Origin of the sequence: Sphingomicrobium sp. (assembly GCA_036563485.1) — a bacterium.
GTDB lineage: Bacteria > Pseudomonadota > Alphaproteobacteria > Sphingomonadales > Sphingomonadaceae > Sphingomicrobium.
The window spans coordinates 2,287,503-2,304,377 of record DATCMI010000001.1 but is presented as its reverse complement, the minus strand read 5'-3'; the positions used below and the strand labels follow the sequence as shown (position 1 = coordinate 2,304,377).

The following is a 16,875-nucleotide window of genomic DNA, read 5'->3' as shown; positions in this document are numbered from 1 at the left end:
GCCGAGGGTTGGCGAATCGGCTTCTGCCTGTCATGGGCCGATATGGCCCAACTCAATAGCGCATCTGACATCCCGCTTGGACTGACGTTCGACGACGTTCTCCTGCAGCCGCTGCAATCTTCGGTCCTGCCGAGCCAGGCGGAAACGAAGACCTTCCTGACCCGCGAGATACCGCTGAACATCCCGATCCTGTCTTCGGCGATGGACACGGTGACCGAAGCCGACATGGCCATCGCAATGGCCCAGCTTGGCGGCATCGGCGTCCTTCACCGCAACCTTGGCGTCGATGAACAAGCTGCCGCTGTGCGCCAGGTGAAGCGGTTCGAAAGCGGCATGGTCGTCAACCCGATCACCATGACTCCGGACCAGACGCTCGCCGAAGCGCTGGAGCTGATGAAGGCGAACCGCATCAGCGGCATCCCGATCGTCGAACAATCGGGCAAGCTTGCGGGCATCCTCACTAACCGCGACGTGCGCTTTGCGGAAAACCCGCGCCAGAAGGTCAGCGAGCTGATGACGCGGGACAATCTCGCGACGGTTCGTGTCGGGACCAGCCAGGAGGAAGCGCGGCGGATTCTTCACCAGCGCCGCATCGAAAAACTGCTCGTGGTCGACGAGGGCAACCACTGCGTCGGGCTGATCACCGTCAAGGACATCGAGAAGGCGGTCGCGGCTCCGTTCGCCACCAAGGACGGGGAGGGCCGCCTTCGCGTTGCGGCCGCCACCACGGTGGGCGACAAGGGTTTCGAGCGCTCCGAAGCGCTGATCGAGGCCGGCTGCGACTGCATCGTTATCGACACCGCGCACGGGCATAATGTCGACGTGTCGAAGGCCGTCGAGCGGGTAAAATCGCTCTCGAACTCGGTGCAGGTGGTCGCCGGTAATGTGGCGACCACCGACGCAGCCAAGGCGCTAGCCGACGCCGGCGCCGATGCGATCAAGGTCGGCATCGGCCCGGGCTCGATCTGCACAACGCGGATCGTCGCCGGTGTCGGCGTTCCGCAGCTGACGGCAGTAATGGAGGCTTGCCGCGGCGCCGGAAACGTGCCGGTCATCGCCGATGGCGGCATCCGCACTAGCGGCGACATCGCCAAGGCGCTTGCCGCAGGCGCGTCGACCGTGATGGTCGGCTCGCTGCTCGCCGGGACCGAGGAAGCGCCGGGCGAAACCTTCCTGTACCAGGGGCGCAGCTACAAATCCTACCGCGGCATGGGCTCGGTGGGTGCCATGGCGCGCGGGTCGGCGGACCGCTATTTCCAGCAGGACATCAAGGATCATCTGAAGCTGGTGCCCGAAGGAATCGAGGGGCAGGTGCCTTACAAGGGTCCGGTTCGCGAGATCATCCACCAGCTGGTCGGCGGCGTGAAGGCGGCGATGGGCTATACCGGATCGACGAGCATTGCCGAGCTGCGCGAGCGGGCGCGGTTCGTTCGGATTACCAATGCTGGCCTGTCCGAAAGCCACGTCCACGACGTCGCGATCACGCGCGAGGCGCCCAACTATCCGACGCGGTAAAGGATGACTCCCGCCGCACGCCTGCAGGCGGCGATCGAGGTGCTCGATGAGGTGGTCGCTTCCGCGCGCGAGGACGGCCCACCAGCGGACGCGATCGTCACGCGCTATTTCAAGACGCGGCGCTATGCCGGGTCGAAGGACAGGCGCGCAGTTCGCGAGCTGGTGTTCCGCGCGATCCGGCGTTCGGCCAAGCGGCCTGCAAGCGGCCGCGCTGCAGTGCTTGGGCTCGCGGAAGAGGAGTCGGCGCTGCTCGAATTGTTCGGGCAGCCTCGCGGGCCAGAGCCGCTGGGGGACGGCGAAACAGCGACAGAGGCCAGCTTTGTCCCCGAGTGGATCGTTCCCCGACTGTCGCCGCTCGTGGAACCGGAAGAATGGTCTGCGCTCCTAGAACGTGCGCCGCTGGACCTTCGGGTGAACATCGCCCGCGCCAGCCGTGAACAGCTGCTCTCCGACATTCCCGATGCTGAGCCGACGCCGATCAGTCCATGGGGCATCCGCTTGCCGCCCGACAGCCGTGTCGACGATCATGCGGCGTTCGAAGCCGGGCTGGTCGAGATCCAGGACGAGGGCAGCCAGCTGATCGCGCTCGCCTGTGCGCCCGAGGATGGGCAGCGGATTGTCGATCTGTGCGCCGGGGCCGGCGGTAAGGCGCTGGCGCTTGCCGCAGCCGCACCCGGTTCGGCGATCCTGGCGACGGACAGCAATCGCGCCCGTCTGGCGAACCTCGACCCGCGTGCGGAGCGGGCACGGGCCATGATCGAGAGCCGTCTCCTCAACCCCCCACGCGAGCTGGACGAGCTCGACGACGTGCGCGGCGAGGCGGATGTGGTGCTCGTCGACGCACCCTGCTCCGGCAGCGGTACCTGGCGCCGCAATCCGGAAGGGCGCTGGCGGCTGACGCCCGAGCGTCTTGATCGTCTGTTGAGCGTGCAGGAGCGGCTGCTCAACATCGGTGCCGAGTTGGTTCGCCCCGGCGGTCGCCTCGTCTATGCCGTTTGCTCGATCCTGACGGACGAAGGCGCAGGGCAGGTCGAGCGCTTTCTCGAGCGGCATTCATCCTGGATTAGTGAGGGAACCGGCATCAGTGCCGGACGTCCCGATGGGGCAGGTTTCCTGCTGACCCCGGCGAACGATCGCACCGACGGCTTTTTCGTCGCGCGGCTTCGCCGGCCATGCTAGGTGCCGGTTCGAGAGATGGAGAAAATATGCAGGTCTTTCCTCGTCTTCTGATTGCCGGCCTCGCGGCTGCCGCGCTTGCTTCGCCGGTTATCGGCCAGCGCGCAGACGACCAGATCAATCCGACGTCTGTCGAGCTGATGCAGCGCGGCCACGCGCTGATGGCTGCCGGCAAGCTGGAAGATGCGGCGGGGATGCTCGAGACCGCTCTGGCGGTCGATCCGCGCAATCGATGGGCTTATGTGGAGCTGGCCCGCGTCGCCGAGAGGCAGCGCCTCTATGGCAAGGCGATCCGCATGACGAGCAAGGCGCTCGCGATCGAGCCCAACGATGTCGACGCGATCGCCGTTCAGGGCGAAGCGATGGTCGAACTCGGCGCCGTCGCGCGCGCTCAGGAGAATTTGCAGAAGCTGCAGACGCTTTGCGCACGCCGGGCCTGTCCGCAGGTCGCGCAGCTCTCGTCGGCGATCTCGCGTGGGCCGACTGTCGCGGCCGCCAAGACCCCGGATGCGCCCAAGTCCAACTAGGATAGGGCTCTTGCGAGCCCGACCCATTCGCTGACCGAGACCGTCTCCGCGCGGCGCTGAAGGTCGATCCCGACCCGTTCTGCCGCTTCGAGTGCGCCGTCCATCTGCTTGAGGCTCGATCGGAGCATTTTCCTCCGCTGCCCGAAAGCTGCTTCCGTGAGCCTCTCGATAATGGCTGGGTCGATGCCCTCGGGCTGCTCGGTGGGAACAAGGTGCACGACCGCCGACGTGACCTTCGGCGGTGGCACGAAGGCCGAGCGGCTGACGGTCATGGCGATGCGCGCCCGCGTGCGCCACTGCGCTGCGACCGACAAACGCCCATAAGCATCACTGCCGGGCGCAGCGACGATCCGATCCGCCACTTCCTTCTGGAACATGAGCGTGAGCGAGCGCCACCACGGCGGCCAGGGGCCTGAGAGCCAGCGCAGCAGCAGCGCCGTGCCGACATTGTACGGCAGGTTCGCCACGACATGTGCGCCTTCGCCGACCAGTTCGCGCTCCTGAACCTGCATCGCATCTGCCTCCAGGACGGTGAGCCGGCCGGCAAATTCCTCTTCCAGTTCGGCCAGGGCAGGGAGGCAGCGGCGGTCGCGTTCGACTGCCGTTACAACGGCACCGGTATCGAGCAGCGCGCGCGTCAACCCACCCGGCCCGGGGCCGACTTCGTAAACCCGTTCGCCGTCCAGGCTGCCGGGAATGGCCGCGATGCGCGCGAGCAGCTGCCGGTCGAGGATGAAGTTCTGCCCGAGCGCCTTGCTTGCGCTGAGGCCATGGCGGGCGATGACCTGACGCAGTGGCTCAGGATCGGCGCTCAAGCAGTCTCCGCCCGCACTACCGCCATGTGCGCCGCCATCCGCATCGCCGCAGCCATCGGGCGCGGATCGGCGCGGTCTTGCCCGGCGATGTCGAAGGCAGTGCCATGGTCAGGGGCTGTGCGCACGATCGGCAGGCCCAAGGTGACGTTGACCGCGTCCTCGAAGTGGAGAGCCTTGATCGGGATCAAGGCCTGGTCATGGTACATGCACAGCGCGGCGTCGTAACTAGCGCGGGCCCTCGTGTGGAACATAGTGTCGGCGGGATGGGGCCCGCTGACCCTCCAGCCTTCCGCGGCAAGCGCCGCCAGCGCGGGTTCGATGATTTCTCGCTCTTCCAGTCCAACGCGGCCGCCTTCACCGGCATGAGGATTGAGCCCGGATACGGCCAGCCGCGGCTCGGGGATGCCGAAATTGCGCTGCAGCCCGCGGAGCGCCGCGCGGCCTCGGGATTCGATCAGCCCGCTGGTAATCGCTTCCGGCACCCGCGCGAGCGGCAGGTGGGTGGTCAGCGGGATCGTCCGTAATGTCGGGCCAGCCAACATCATGACGACGTTGCCGGGCGCTACGCCGCAGCGTTCGGCGACGAACTCCGTCTGTCCAGGATGCTGGAAGCCGATGGCGTAAAGCTGTTCCTTGGCGACAGGTCCGGTGACCACCGCCGCGGCCGATCCCGACCGGGCGAGGCCGACGGCAATCTCCAGCGAATCGAGCGAGCAGTGCGCTCCGGAAACGCTCGGGTGTCCAGGCACGTCTGCGTCAGCGGCATTGATCTGGATCAGCGGCAGGCCAACGTCGAACGCATAATCCGCCTGCCGCGGGTCATCGATGATCTCGATCGGGCCATCCCAGACGGCCGCGACGGAGCGAGGGTCTCCGATCGCGACGAAGGGCGGCAGCCCCAGATCGTTCCTGGCATCCCAGCATTTCGCAATGACTTCGGGCCCGATGCCTGCCGGGTCGCCCAGCGAAACGGCAAGCGAGTGGAGCGGCGCTGACGACATCGGGTCGCCTTAGCCGAAGCTACGGATTAGCGAAATTCGATCACCGCGTCGCGCCGGAGGTCAGCAAGGTAGCGACGGGACCGCGAGTTCACGCGGTCCTCGCTCAGCCGGTTGTAGACGTCGTCGAAGCTTGGCGCCGTCGACTGCGGTTGGTCGCGTCCGCAGATCACCAGCGTCCGGACACCCTCGTCGAGGCTGCCGAACGGCTGCGTTGCCTGCCCGACCTGCACTGGGAGGACCAGTTCCTGAACTGCAGGCGGCAGGTCGCGGATCTTGACCTGATCGTTTTCAACAACCTGGGCGTTGAATTCTGAGGCGAGCTTGTCGACCCCGCCGCAGCCGCCGATGTTGCGAACAGCCTCTGCGAACCGCGCAACGACAGGTTCAGCCTGGGGGCGGGTGATCCCGGCAGGAAAGGCAATCGACACTTGCTTGAGGCTCAGAATCGCGTCGCGCGCATCTGCAGTAAGGACTTTTCGAGAATCCTGCACGGCGATGATCGAAACGCCGCCGGGCACCGGAATCGGGTTGCTGACGGTCCCGGGCCGCATCTGTCGGACAGCCGCTGCGAGCGGCTCGGGCAATTGTTCCGGACGAACCCAGCCGAGATCGCCACCTACGGCCGCGGTCGAGGCCTGGGAGAATTGACGCGCAAAGCCGGAAAAGGACGCGCCGTCCCGCAGTTGCTGCAGGATCTTACCCGCGTTCTGAACAACTTCGGCTTCATTTGCTGAAGTGGCGGGCAGGAAAATTTCGCCGACGCGATATTCCTCGGCGCCCTTCTGCGCAGTCATCCTGTCGATGATGGCTTTGACCTCGTCGTCGCCGACGTTGATGCTGCTTTCGATATTGGTTTCTTGGAGACGGCGCCAGGCAAGCTGCCCTTCGACCTGCCGGCGAAGCGCGCTCATCGACGACCCGTGCTGCAAGAGATACTCTGCCATCTGCTGCGGCGTCTGGTTCACGTTGGCGGCAACGCGTTCCAGGGCGCGGTCGATCTCCGATTTCTTGATGTCGATCTTTTGCGACTTCGCTGCCTGGATCTGCAGCGTTTCGTCGACCAGCTGACCAAGGACCTGCTGCCGCACGGCGTCGATCTGATCGGCTGGAATCTCGCCTCCATTGGCGATGGCAAGCAAGGCGACGCGCTGGTCCACATCCGTCTGCGTGATGACCTCGCCATTGACCATGGCCGTCGCCTTGATGACCGACGGCATTGCCCTCCCGAATACCTGCGGATTCTGGGGGAGGTTCAGCGCGCGACTGCTGTTGATTGGCTGCGTCGCCTGGTCACCCGCTTGCTGAGCGGCTGCGGCAGTCGCAAGCGCCAGCATCGCGGCGGTGCCGGCGAGGAGTGTGCGCGCGGAAATCAATCGCAAAGATCGAGACACGATTTTCAAAATTCCCTTGGTTTGCAGCCTGCTGCTGGTGCTTGCGGTTTATCGGTTTCCGCTGAACGCAGCCTTAGCGGTTGATACCCTTGAATGCCAAGTGGATGGCGAAGCGGTTGCCGGCCCGGAACGCGCCCACGCGCTCATAGTCGCGGCGCCACGTCACGCCCAGCTGCAGGCATTCGTCTTCATACTGGATGCCGAGGCGATGGCGTACCGGCTCCCACCCGTCCGCGATCGACAGCGGGTCTTCGCTCTTGTCGCTGAGGTCCACGACCGTCGCGCCGAAGATCGACCAGTAACGGCTGAACAGTACCCGGCCGGCCAGCCGAAGCTCCTCGACATCGCGAAGGTCTTCGATGGTCGCATCGATGTTCCTGTTGAGCCGCAGGTAGCCCAGCTGCACATAGGTCTGGGTGGTGCCGAACGTCAGGTCCAGCTCGTTCCGGCGAACGGCGAAATTGTGCCGGTCGACGCGGAAGCGGTGGGTGAGATCTAAAAGCCGTCCATAATGAATATTGGTGCGGCCGACGATGTCGGACAGGCGCTCGGTAAGGCCCGTCCCTTCCGGAAAGATCTGGCGGCGCTTGGCGACGCGAATGCTTTGGCCGATGCTCGTGTCGATCGCGAAATTGCGCCGCTGCAGCGACCAATCGACACCATAAGTGATCCGCGACGCGTCTTCCCACCGATCATAGCCGGGGAAGCGGTTCAGCGCGAACAGGTTGCTTTCCTGAAGATCGATCGAACGCGCATCCTCATTCGGGATTTCGAGGTTGCGGGTCGGCGGGGTCAACACGAGCTGGGCCCGTGGGACCAGGCGCTGGAAGCCGCCGAGAAGAGACCCGATGAACGGCCATTGCACGTCGAGCGCAACGGCGCCGATTGCCCGAGCCTGCCAGCCGTTCTCGCCGCGATAGATTGGGACGAGCGTGCTTTCGGCATTTTCCGTATGGTAGATATCGCCCCGCGCAAGAGCGGTCAGCGTCAGTTCCTGGCCCCAGTTGGTCAGCCGCCGCAGGTCCCACTGGGCGCTGGCGAACGCCCGCTGCGTGTCCTGGCCGTCGCGGCGGATGATGGAGAGGCTGTTCGCCTGCAGCTGCAGGGTGCCCCCCGCAATGCGCTCGTGGCGGAAGCGCGCGTCAATCGCGGGGAGCGCAATCGGTATCTCGCGCTGGCGGTCGTCGACGCGAAGACCCTGGAATGCCCAACCGGCGATCGAAATGTAGGAATTGGGGCTGATCCGCTCGGCATTGATGACGCTGCGGAGGCGATCGTCGTTGGTAATGTCGTAGCGGCGGGTGACTGTCTTGTCCGTCGCCGCGCGTAAGGCGGTGGTGATGCTCCACAAGGGGTCGAGCTGCCACTTGCCGTTCCCCTCGACATAGGCGCGGACCCCTTTGCGGGTGTCGGTCACGACCGGATCGAGGCTTTCGATGCGGCCGTGCGTCAGGAACCCGCCGACCTGGAAGGCGCCCAGAGAGTTCAGCTGGCGGTACTTCGCCTCGATCGCCGGCAGAACGCCTGTGTACAGATGTGGCGTCAGCGTCAGGTCCCGGTTCTTCGCAATCTGCCAATGGTAGGGGATAGCGATTTCAAAGCCCTTGCGGGTCGAGACGCTGAAGTCGGGCATCAGCACGCCCGTCGCCCCTTCGCTGCCACGGTTGATGTTGAATACCGGAAGCAGCGGCAAGGTCAGGCCGAAGAGCTGCAGTCGGCCGCCGATGAAGCGGATTCGCTGCGTCGCCTCGTCATTGATCACCCGTGTGGCGGTAATCGACCAGCTCGGCCGCTTGGGGCAGCCGCTCGGCGTCGTGACCGGGCAAGGCGAGTAGATCGCCTTGTCGAGCGTTGTGACCGAACCCGTCCGGACCGCCCGCGCCGCAGCGAGCCGGCCGCCACCTTCGAGGACGATGGCCAGGTTGCTGACGGTCCCGTCACGCAGCGTATCGGTGAGCTCGACATTGTCGCCGACCAGCTTGTCACCCGTGGGCGTCAGCAAGACGACATTGCCGCGCGCGAAGACCCGGCCGGAGTTCCGGTTCCATACGACCTCGTCGGCGGCGAGGTGATTGCCCTCGCGGTTCATCCGCACCGCGCCGGTCGCGGTCACCACCTCGGCATCGCTGTCGTAGGCAACCTGGTCGGCAGTGAACTCGACGACCTCTGCTTCCTGGCCTGCAGGCGCGGCCACAGGCGCGGAGACGGTCTGCGCGACCGCTGCGCCGGGTACACCGATCAGCACCGGGAGCGCTGACCACCAAACAAACCTTGCCGCCAACCCGTGTCCGCCCGCTACTTGCCGATGCTGCCTAGTGCCCGCCTATCGCACCTCAATTCCCGCTCGACAATCGGCCAAGCCGCTCTCTTGCAGGTCTTTGCCAAGCTTCGCCTTGCGCCTTAAAGGCAGCCCAAACACTCGCCTTCCAAGGGATTGCCACCAATGCAAATTCGCTTCGCCGACAGCCGGCCCACCGGAGATTATGCGCTCGTGCTGCCGGTCGCGGGCAAGGACCGCAAGAGCCTCTCCTCGCTCGGGCAGGCGCAGCAGTCCGTCGCTGCGGCGCTCGACCGTCAGCGGTTCGAAGGCGAGGGCTCCAGCGTCGCCGAGCAATTCATCGATGACAATGGAAACAGCCGCCGTCTGCTGGTGGTTGGCGTCGGCGCGTCTTCGAACGGCGATGGGGCCGAGAAGCTTGGCGGCACAGCGGTGGGGCGGCTGCTCACGTCGGGCGAAACGCGTGTGGTGATCGACCTTGGAGGGCTTGGCTATGAGGCCGACGCCGCAGCTCGGGTCGGCATGGCGGCGGCCCTGCGGTCGTGGCGGCACGACCGCTACCGCACCAAGCTGAAGGACAATCAGAAACCGACCCTCGAGGAAGTCGTGATCGTCGGCGGGGGCAACGCTGCCGAGCAGCGCTACAGCTCGCGCTGGGCCCCTGTGGTCGAAGGCGTCGCCCTTACGCGTGAGCTCGTTACCGAGCCGGCGAACATCATCTATCCTGAAAGCTTCGTCGAGCGCGTTCGCGCTTCGGTGGAGGGCTCAGGGCTCGAAGTTGACGTCCTCGACCGTGCCCAGATGGAGAAGCTCGGCATGGGCGCGCTGCTCGGCGTCGCTCAAGGCTCGGTGCGCGAGGCACGCATGCTCGTCCTGCAGTGGAACGGCGGCGGTTCGGGCGAACCCGTTGCCTTCGTTGGCAAGGGCGTGACCTTCGATACCGGCGGCATTTCGATCAAGCCTGCCCAAGGCATGGAAGCCATGAAGTGGGACATGGGCGGCGCAGGCGCGGTCGCCGGCGCGATGAAGGCGCTGGCGCTGCGGAAGGCGAAGGCCAACGTCGTCGGAGTCTGCGGGCTGGTCGAGAACATGCCGGGCGGCAATGCCCAGCGCCCGGGCGACGTGGTCACCACAATGTCAGGCCAGACCGTCGAGGTGATCAACACCGACGCCGAGGGTCGGCTCGTGCTCGCCGACGCGATTTGCTATGTCCAGGGCACCTTCAAGCCGAAGACGATCGTCGACCTGGCGACGCTGACCGGCGCGATCTTGATCAGCCTCGGGCATGAATGGGCGGGGCTCTTCTCGAACGATGAGGATCTCGCGTCGAAGCTGACGCAGGCGGGCACCGAGTCCGGTGACAAGCTTTGGCGCATGCCGATGGGCGAGCCGTTCGACCGGCTGATCGATTCGCCGATCGCCGACATGAAGAATGTCGGTCCGCGCGAGGGCGGGTCGATCACTGCTGCCCAGTTCATCAAGCGCTTTGTCGATGACGGCGTGAAATGGGCGCACATCGACATGGCAGGGAAGGCCTGGTCGGACAAGCCAAGCTCCACCTACGACAAGGGCGCGACCGGCTTCGGCGTCCGGCTGCTCGACAAATATGTCGAGGATGTCCTCGAGAGCTGAGGCGCGGCCGTGCAGGTCGATTTCTACCAGCTCGCCGGTACCCCCATCGAGCAGGTGATCGCAAGCATTGCGGAGAAGGTTCTTGGTAGCGAGGGCCGGCTGCTGATCGTCGCGGCCGACGAATTGCTGCTGGCGCGGCTCGACCGTCAGTTGTGGGACCAGGGGCCGATCAGCTTTCTTCCGCATGGGCTCGCGGGCGGCGTCGACGCGGCGCGCCAGCCGATCCTGCTGTCGACCTCGGCGGATGCGCCGAACCTGGCGAGGAACATGCTGATCGCCGACGGACAGTGGCGCGATGCCGCTCTCTCCTATGACCGTGCATTCTATTTGTTCGATGATGCGACGCTCGAAGCGGCGCGTCTCGCCTGGAAGCTCCTTGCCGGCCGCGAAGGAGTCGAGCGGCGCTATTGGGCGCAGGAGAATGGAAGGTGGGCGAAGAAGGCTTGAAGCTTGCCCCTAAGCGGGAGCGCCGCTAGGCGGCCCAGCAATTCCAACCAACTTAATATAGGAGACCGCCCGGCATGGCCGTGACGCGCACCTTTTCGATCATCAAGCCCGACGCAACCCGCCGCAATCTGACGGGCGCTGTCACCAAGATGCTGGAAGACGCAGGCCTTCGCGTCGTCGCGTCGAAGCGCATCCAGATGTCGCGCGAGCAGGCTGAAGGCTTCTACGCCGTTCACAAGGAGCGGCCGTTCTTCAACGACCTTTGCACCTTCATGACCTCCGGCCCGGTCGTCGTTCAGGTGCTCGAAGGCGAGGATGCCGTGAAGCGCAACCGCGAGGCGATGGGCGCGACCAACCCGGAGCAGGCCGACGAAGGCACGATCCGCAAGACCTATGCGGAATCGATCGAAGCCAATTCGGTCCATGGCTCGGACAGCGACGAAAATGCCAAGATCGAGATCGACTATTTCTTCAAGCCTGAAGAGATCGTCGGCTAGACCGTCCGGGGGACGGTCGTAGGCGGCGATCGTCGGCTAAACTTCGCCTTAGCGCCCGCCGGCTTCCAGGAGCCGGCGCGGCGCGGAGGCTTCCCAGCTGCGGCTAAGCCAATCGCCGACGTGCGTCCAATCGACGTCTCGGCGGTTGAGCTTGATCCCGAGCCAGCCGCTGGCCCCATAATATTTCGGCCAATAATAGACATCCGGCTGGGCCTCGATCAGCCCGTGCATCTCGTCGCTTCCGCTCGAGCGGACGAGCAGGCCAATCGCGTCTTCGCCATGATGGTGGTCGGCGATGATCGCGAAAAGCTTGCCCTTTTCGCCGCCGACAGCCCACCCGGGAGAGCCGTGGCTGCTCTTGCGACAGACCTCGGGCAGCTCGCGTGCGAGTTCGTCGACCTGAGATTCGATCCAGCCGGCGTCGAACGGTCGAGCCGCATATTGCGCGAGAATTCGCGGGTATAATTGGTGCTCGGCAATGAGGACCCGCTCCGCGAGCGTTTCGGCGGTGTCGCCAGGAAGCACCGCGACCTCGACCTGGCCCAGCACCTCTCCCGAATCCAGCTCCGGCGTGACGAGGTGAACGGTCGCTCCCGTGACCCGGTCGCCGGCCGTGAGGCAGGCCTCGTGGGTTCCGAGCCCCCTGTACTTCGGCAGCAGTGAGGGGTGGATGTTGAGGATCTTCCCCGACCAGCGCTCAAGAAAATCGGCGGGGATGATGCGCATGAACCCGGCAAGGGCTATAAGATCGACGCTGGCGGCCTCCAGCGCCAATTGAAGATCGGAGAAGAATGCCTCCTTGTCCGTAGCAGATAGCCGGACGACTTCCACGCCTTCGGCTTCTGCAAGGGTGAGGCCGGGCGCGTCCGCCCTATCACCGGTGACCAGCACCACCTCGTAAGGGCAATCGTCGGCGCGGGCGGCATAGATGAGCGCTGCCATGTTCGACCCGCGCCCCGAAATCAGGACGGCGACGCGGCTGCGTTCAGGCATGATGGGTTGTCGACCAGGCATCTGCGGCATTCCAGGCGCCGGCGCGTCCCGCCACAGTGCAGCCACGCTGGCCCGCCTCGATCCGCCCGATTTCGAAAACCTGCTCTCCAGCGCCTTTCAAAGTCTGGGTGACGTGAGCAACCTCGGCCGGTGCCACGATCACGGCCATGCCGATCCCGCAGTTGAAGGTGCGCGCCATTTCGTCAGCCGCTATGCGGCCGCCCGCCTGGAGCAAGGCGAAGATTGCCGGCAAGGGCGAGCGGTCCGCGTCTACGAAGGCGTGGCAGCCTTCCGGCAGAACCCGCGGAATATTCTCGAGAAGTCCGCCGCCGGTGATATGTGCAAGGCCCTTGATTCGGCCTTGCTGGACGGCAGGGAGCAACGATCGGACATAGATACGGGTGGGCTCCAGCAGGACCTCGCCGAGAAGGCGGTCGCCTTGCGCGGGCAGCCGCTCGTCCAGGTTCCACTTCTCCTGCTCGATAATGCGTCGGACGAGCGAGAAGCCGTTGCTGTGCACGCCGGAGCTGGCCAGCCCCAGGATGACGTCACCGGGCGCGATGTCGCTGCCGGTCAGCACCTTGTCGCGGTCCACGGCGCCGACGCAGAAGCCAGCAAGATCGTAGTCGCCATCGGCATACATGCCCGGCATCTCCGCCGTTTCGCCGCCGATCAGCGCGCAGCCCGCGCGGCGGCAGCCTTCGGCAATCGAGGCAACGACCGAGGCGGCCACGTCATTGTCGAGCTTCCCGGTTGCATAATAATCCAGGAAGAACAGCGGCTCCGCACCCTGGACGACGAGATCGTTGGCGCACATGGCGACGAGATCGATGCCGACCCCCTCGTGCCGCCCACTCTCAATGGCGAGCTTGAGCTTGGTGCCGACGCCGTCGTTGGCGGCCACCAGCAGCGCGTCGCTATAGCCGGCAGCCTTGAGATCGAAAAAGCCGCCAAAGCCGCCGAGCTCGGCATCGGCACCAGGGCGCGCGGTGGAGCGGGCGAGGGGACCGATCGTTTTTACCAGCGCGTTGCCGGCCTCGATCGACACGCCGGCCTCGGCGTAGGTCAGTGGCTTTTCGCTCATTGGCGCGGGCACTAGAGACAAGCCGCTTGGATTTCCACGCCGTTGTCGCCAAAAGACCTCGCGAATGCTCCGCCGCCGTCTTCTCCTGCCTATTTTGCTGTTGCTTGCCGCCGCCGGGATCGGTGCGGCCGTTTACGCGCAGCTTGAAACCGGCGATCGCGGCATCCTGCCGCTCGACACCTCCAATACGCTGCAGGTCTCCGGCGTGCATGTCGATGTGACCGCAGAAGATTCGGACACGGCGCGGCTGAACGGGTGGCGGATGGCGCAGCGGTTGGGCTTCCGCGCGCTTTGGGCGAAGGCGCACAATGCGCCGGCCAACCAAGCGCCGCTGCCTCCCGACAGCACGCTCGACCAGATCGTCAGCTCGATCAACGTCGACAATGAGGAGATCGGGCCCAACCGCTACATCGCCGACCTGACCGTCGAATTCGATCGCGCAAAGGCTGCTGGGCTGCTGGGCATGGGCGGCAGCGAGGTCGCCGAACGCTCGGTCCCGATGCTGCTGTTCCCGGTGATGGTTTCCGGCGGCACCCAAACCAGCGTCGAATATCGCAACCAATGGCAGCGCGCCTGGGCGGAATTCCGTACCGCCGGAAGCCCGATCAGCTATGTCCGCGTGAGCGGGCTCGGAGCGGACCCGCTGCTGATCAATGCCGCGCAAACGAGCCGCCCCGGCCGGGGCTGGTGGCGCGCGCTCCTCGACATGTACGGCGCGCAGGACGTGCTGGTTGCCGAAGTGCAGCTTCAGCGCGCTTATCCGGGCGGGCCGGCGCGGGCGCGGTTCATCGGCCGTCACGGTCCGGATGGCGAGATTGTCGGCGGCTTCACCTTGACCGCGTCGAACAGCGAGGCGCTGCAAAGAATGCTGGCTGAAGGGGTGCAGCGGCTGGACGCGCTCTTCACGCGCGCTCTCGTGGCCGGCGAGTTGACGCGCGATCCGTCACTCAACCTGCCGCCGCCGCCGGTCATTCCCGAGCTGGAGACCGAGGTCGAGAAGCCAACCGCGGGCGTAAAGCCAGTCGAAACGGCCCGCGCGTTCCAGGTGCAGATCAGCGGCAGGGACGTCACCGTCTACAATTTCGCGATGGCGCACCTGCGCACGGTCGGTGGCGTCGAATCGGCTAGCCCGCAGCAGATCAACCCCGGCGGCACCAGCTACGTTCTCATCTCCTACAAGGGAGATGTCGGCCAGCTCGTGTCCTCGCTCCGCGCCCGCGGGTGGATCGTCGATGCGTCCGGAACGGTGATCACCATCCGCTCGGGAAGCGACCGTCCCCCCGCATTGCCTCCGCCGCCTTCGCAGCCGCAGCCGCAAGCGCCGCCGCCGCCTCAGCCTACGCAGCCCGCCTCGCCGGTGACGAACCAGACGGGCACTCGCCAGTGAAGCAGGGGCCGGACCAGATCGCGCTCCCGCTCGACTGGCCCCAAAGCGAAGGCGACGCTCGCTTCATCGTCTCGGACGCAAACAGCGACGCCTTCGAGCATTTTCGCAAGTGGAGCCTGTGGCCGGTCAAGGCGACGATCCTCACCGGGCCGCGCCGGTCCGGACGCACCTTGCTGGCGCGGAGCTTCGTCGAGCGCGTGGGCGGCCGATTGTTCGACGATGCCGAGCAGCGGGATGAGGAAGAGCTGTTCCACGCCTGGAACCAGGCCCAGGACAGCGGCCGCCCCGTCGTGCTGATCGCGGACCAAGCCCCCCCGGCATGGGCGCCGGCGCTGCCGGACCTGAAGACGCGCCTCGCGGTCACGCCCGTGGCCCGGATCAGCCTGCCTGACGACCGGTTGTTCGCCGCCCTGATCCAGCTTCAGTTCTCAGACCGGGGTCTTTACGTTCCGGCCGACGCGCTCCGCTTCATGCGCGAGCGGCTCCACCGCGATTATTGGACGGCCGAGCGCGCGGTCGAGGCGATCGACCGCTATGCGATTGCCGAACGGGCGCGGCTCTCACTGCCGACGGTCCGACGAGCGCTCGCCGAGGCCGGAATGATCGGGGAAGCGGCCTAGCCGCAGTTGACGGCGGTGATCTTTCCGTCGGGGCCGGTCCTGACAGTCACCCGGTCGGCGCGGAAGTCCATGGTCAGCATCACGCCCGGAGGCGCCCAGCGCAGCTTGGCCGCATTGGTGGCGCGAAGGATCGCGGTGCCGCTCTCCTGCGACGCAAGCTGGCCGACGAACTGAGCTGCCCCATCGCTGCTGCAGGTGCGCCCCGGCGTCTCTCCGCGGACCTGCGGCTCGGCAGGTACAGTGGCGCATCCGGTGGCGACGCCGGACAGCAGCAGTAGCGGCAGCTTACGCATCGACCACCTCTTCATCGCGCACCCGGCTCATCTTGAGCTTTCCATTCTCGATCGCAAAGGCGAGGCGGCCCTCGACGAGGTCGAGTGCGTCCTTGCCGAATTGCTCGAACCGCCAGCCATTGAGGATGTTCAGGTTCTTGCGTACGCCCGCGGCAAGCGCCTCGAGGTCGTCTGACCGGGCGATCAAGCGCGCAGCGACACCCGTCTCCTTCGCGCGGATCTTCAACAGGAGCTTCAGAAGGTCGCTGACCAGCGCGGCATCTTTGGTAAGCCCGGGGCGCTTGGGCTCTCGATCCGGCATTTCGTCGTTCGACAGCGGCTTGGCACCTTCAACCGCCGCCATGAGACGGCTGCCGATGTCATTGTTCTTCCAGCCGGCCGAAAGCCCGCGCACCCGTCCCAAATCGTCCTGGGTCTTGGGCGGGTGGAGAACGATTTCGTTCAGCGTGTCATCCTTGATGATGCGTCCGCGCGGCAGGTTCTTCGACCGCGCTTCGGTTTCGCGCCAGGCTGCGACGGCCTTCAGCCGCCCCAGCACTGTCGGGTTTCGGCTCGGCAGTTTCAGCCGCTTCCACGCATCGCTGGGCGGGAAGGCGAAGCTCGATGGGTCGGCGAGCCGCTCCATCTCCTCGTCGAGCCAGGCGCCGCGCCCGCTCCGGCGCAATTTCTCCACCATCCGCGGGAACACGGCCGCGAGGTGGGTGACGTCGGCGATGGCATAGTCGATCTGGCGCTTGTCGAGCGGCCTGCGGCTCCAGTCGGTGAAGCGCGCGCCCTTGTCGAGGCTGTGGCCGAGCAGGCTTTCGATCAGGTTCGAATAGCCGATCTGCTCGCCATGGCCGAGTGCCATGGCCGCGATCTGCGTGTCGAACAAAGGGTGGGGGACCTTGCCCGTGAGATTGTGGATGATCTCGAGGTCCTGGCCGCCGGCATGGAAGACCTTCAGGACCTCCGCATTCTCGACGAACAGGTCGAGCAGCGGCTTAAGATCGAGGCCGTCGGCCATCGGGTCGACCGCGGCCGCCTCGTCGATGCTGGCGACCTGGATCAGGCACAGCTCCGGCCAATAGGTATTCTCGCGCATGAACTCGGTGTCCACGGCGATGAAATCATGGGTGGAGAGCCGGTCGACGAGAGCCTTGAGGTCGTCGGATTTTGTAATCAGGGGATGGATATGCATGGTTCTGGGCGAGCCCATAGCCGCGCCCTGTCGGGTTGA

At 65.7% G+C, this 16,875-nt stretch carries 16 protein-coding genes; 8 read left to right on the top strand and 8 right to left on the bottom strand.

Annotated elements, in window-relative coordinates; all coding sequences use genetic code 11:
• The first annotated feature begins 42 nt into the window (after positions 1-42).
• From guaB to VIL42_12020, 3 genes are read left to right on the top strand one after another with little or no spacing between them, the layout of a single operon-like run.
• Positions 43-1,515, top strand: coding sequence for an IMP dehydrogenase (guaB, locus tag VIL42_12030; GenBank protein HEY8593570.1), 1,473 nt, complete (start codon positions 43-45; stop codon positions 1,513-1,515).
• Positions 1,516-1,518: 3 nt separating this feature from the next.
• The gene (locus tag VIL42_12025) at positions 1,519-2,694 is read left to right on the top strand and encodes an RsmB/NOP family class I SAM-dependent RNA methyltransferase (GenBank protein ID HEY8593569.1); all 1,176 of its coding nucleotides are present in this window, start codon (positions 1,519-1,521) and stop codon (positions 2,692-2,694) included.
• A gap of 26 nt (positions 2,695-2,720) precedes the next feature.
• Positions 2,721-3,218, top strand: coding sequence for a tetratricopeptide repeat protein (locus VIL42_12020; GenBank protein HEY8593568.1), 498 nt, complete (start codon positions 2,721-2,723; stop codon positions 3,216-3,218).
• Here VIL42_12020 and rsmA read toward each other — a convergent pair.
• The 4 genes from rsmA to lptD all read right to left on the bottom strand — a co-directional run bounded on the left by rsmA (position 3,215) and on the right by lptD (position 8,670).
• Positions 3,215-4,033, bottom strand: a complete 819-nt coding sequence (rsmA, locus tag VIL42_12015; protein HEY8593567.1) for a 16S rRNA (adenine(1518)-N(6)/adenine(1519)-N(6))-dimethyltransferase RsmA — start codon at positions 4,031-4,033, stop codon at positions 3,215-3,217. The genes VIL42_12020 and rsmA overlap by 4 nt on opposite strands.
• On the bottom strand, positions 4,030-5,034 hold the full coding sequence (gene pdxA / locus VIL42_12010; GenBank protein HEY8593566.1) for a 4-hydroxythreonine-4-phosphate dehydrogenase PdxA: 1,005 nt from the start codon (positions 5,032-5,034) through the stop codon (positions 4,030-4,032). Before pdxA ends, rsmA begins: the two co-directional genes overlap by 4 nt.
• A gap of 26 nt (positions 5,035-5,060) precedes the next feature.
• Positions 5,061-6,425, bottom strand: a complete 1,365-nt coding sequence (locus tag VIL42_12005) for a peptidylprolyl isomerase (protein HEY8593565.1) — start codon at positions 6,423-6,425, stop codon at positions 5,061-5,063.
• A 73-nt stretch (positions 6,426-6,498) separates the two neighbouring features.
• Positions 6,499-8,670, bottom strand: coding sequence for an LPS assembly protein LptD (gene lptD / locus VIL42_12000; GenBank protein HEY8593564.1), 2,172 nt, complete (start codon positions 8,668-8,670; stop codon positions 6,499-6,501).
• 198 nt (positions 8,671-8,868) lie between these two features.
• On the opposite strand from lptD, the gene VIL42_11995 reads away from it, so the two are divergent.
• The 3 genes from VIL42_11995 to ndk all read left to right on the top strand — a co-directional run bounded on the left by VIL42_11995 (position 8,869) and on the right by ndk (position 11,279).
• A complete protein-coding gene (locus VIL42_11995) occupies positions 8,869-10,335 on the top strand; it encodes a leucyl aminopeptidase (protein ID HEY8593563.1) in 1,467 nt (488 codons plus the stop codon).
• Positions 10,336-10,344: 9 nt separating this feature from the next.
• Positions 10,345-10,782, top strand: coding sequence for a DNA polymerase III subunit chi (locus VIL42_11990; GenBank protein ID HEY8593562.1), 438 nt, complete (start codon positions 10,345-10,347; stop codon positions 10,780-10,782).
• A 74-nt stretch (positions 10,783-10,856) separates the two neighbouring features.
• Positions 10,857-11,279: a nucleoside-diphosphate kinase gene (gene ndk / locus VIL42_11985; protein HEY8593561.1), complete on the top strand. Its 423-nt coding sequence runs from the start codon at positions 10,857-10,859 to the stop codon at positions 11,277-11,279.
• 48 nt (positions 11,280-11,327) lie between these two features.
• Here ndk and purN read toward each other — a convergent pair whose 3' ends face one another.
• Together purN and purM are read right to left on the bottom strand one after the other, a co-directional pair.
• Entirely contained in the window at positions 11,328-12,272 is a 945-nt protein-coding gene (gene purN / locus VIL42_11980) for a phosphoribosylglycinamide formyltransferase (GenBank protein HEY8593560.1), read from the bottom strand.
• Positions 12,265-13,356 (bottom strand): phosphoribosylformylglycinamidine cyclo-ligase, encoded by a 1,092-nt coding sequence (gene purM / locus VIL42_11975; protein HEY8593559.1) that lies wholly within the window; start codon positions 13,354-13,356, stop codon positions 12,265-12,267. Before purM ends, purN begins: the two co-directional genes overlap by 8 nt.
• Before the next feature lie 64 nt (positions 13,357-13,420).
• Here purM and VIL42_11970 point away from each other — a divergent pair, with 64 nt between their 5' ends.
• Complete coding sequence (locus VIL42_11970; protein HEY8593558.1) at positions 13,421-14,743, top strand: heavy-metal-associated domain-containing protein; 1,323 nt, start codon at positions 13,421-13,423, stop codon at positions 14,741-14,743.
• Positions 14,740-15,363, top strand: coding sequence for a DnaA/Hda family protein (locus VIL42_11965; GenBank protein HEY8593557.1), 624 nt, complete (start codon positions 14,740-14,742; stop codon positions 15,361-15,363). Before VIL42_11970 ends, VIL42_11965 begins: the two co-directional genes overlap by 4 nt.
• On the opposite strand, the gene VIL42_11960 is transcribed toward VIL42_11965, so the two are convergent.
• A complete protein-coding gene (locus VIL42_11960) occupies positions 15,360-15,656 on the bottom strand; it encodes an I78 family peptidase inhibitor (protein ID HEY8593556.1) in 297 nt (98 codons plus the stop codon). The genes VIL42_11965 and VIL42_11960 overlap by 4 nt on opposite strands.
• Positions 15,649-16,836 carry a ribonuclease D gene (gene rnd / locus VIL42_11955; protein ID HEY8593555.1) on the bottom strand — a complete coding sequence of 396 codons (1,188 nt, stop codon included), beginning with the start codon at positions 16,834-16,836 and terminating at the stop codon, positions 15,649-15,651. The genes VIL42_11960 and rnd overlap by 8 nt, the downstream gene beginning before the upstream one ends.
• Positions 16,837-16,875: the final 39 nt, after the last annotated feature.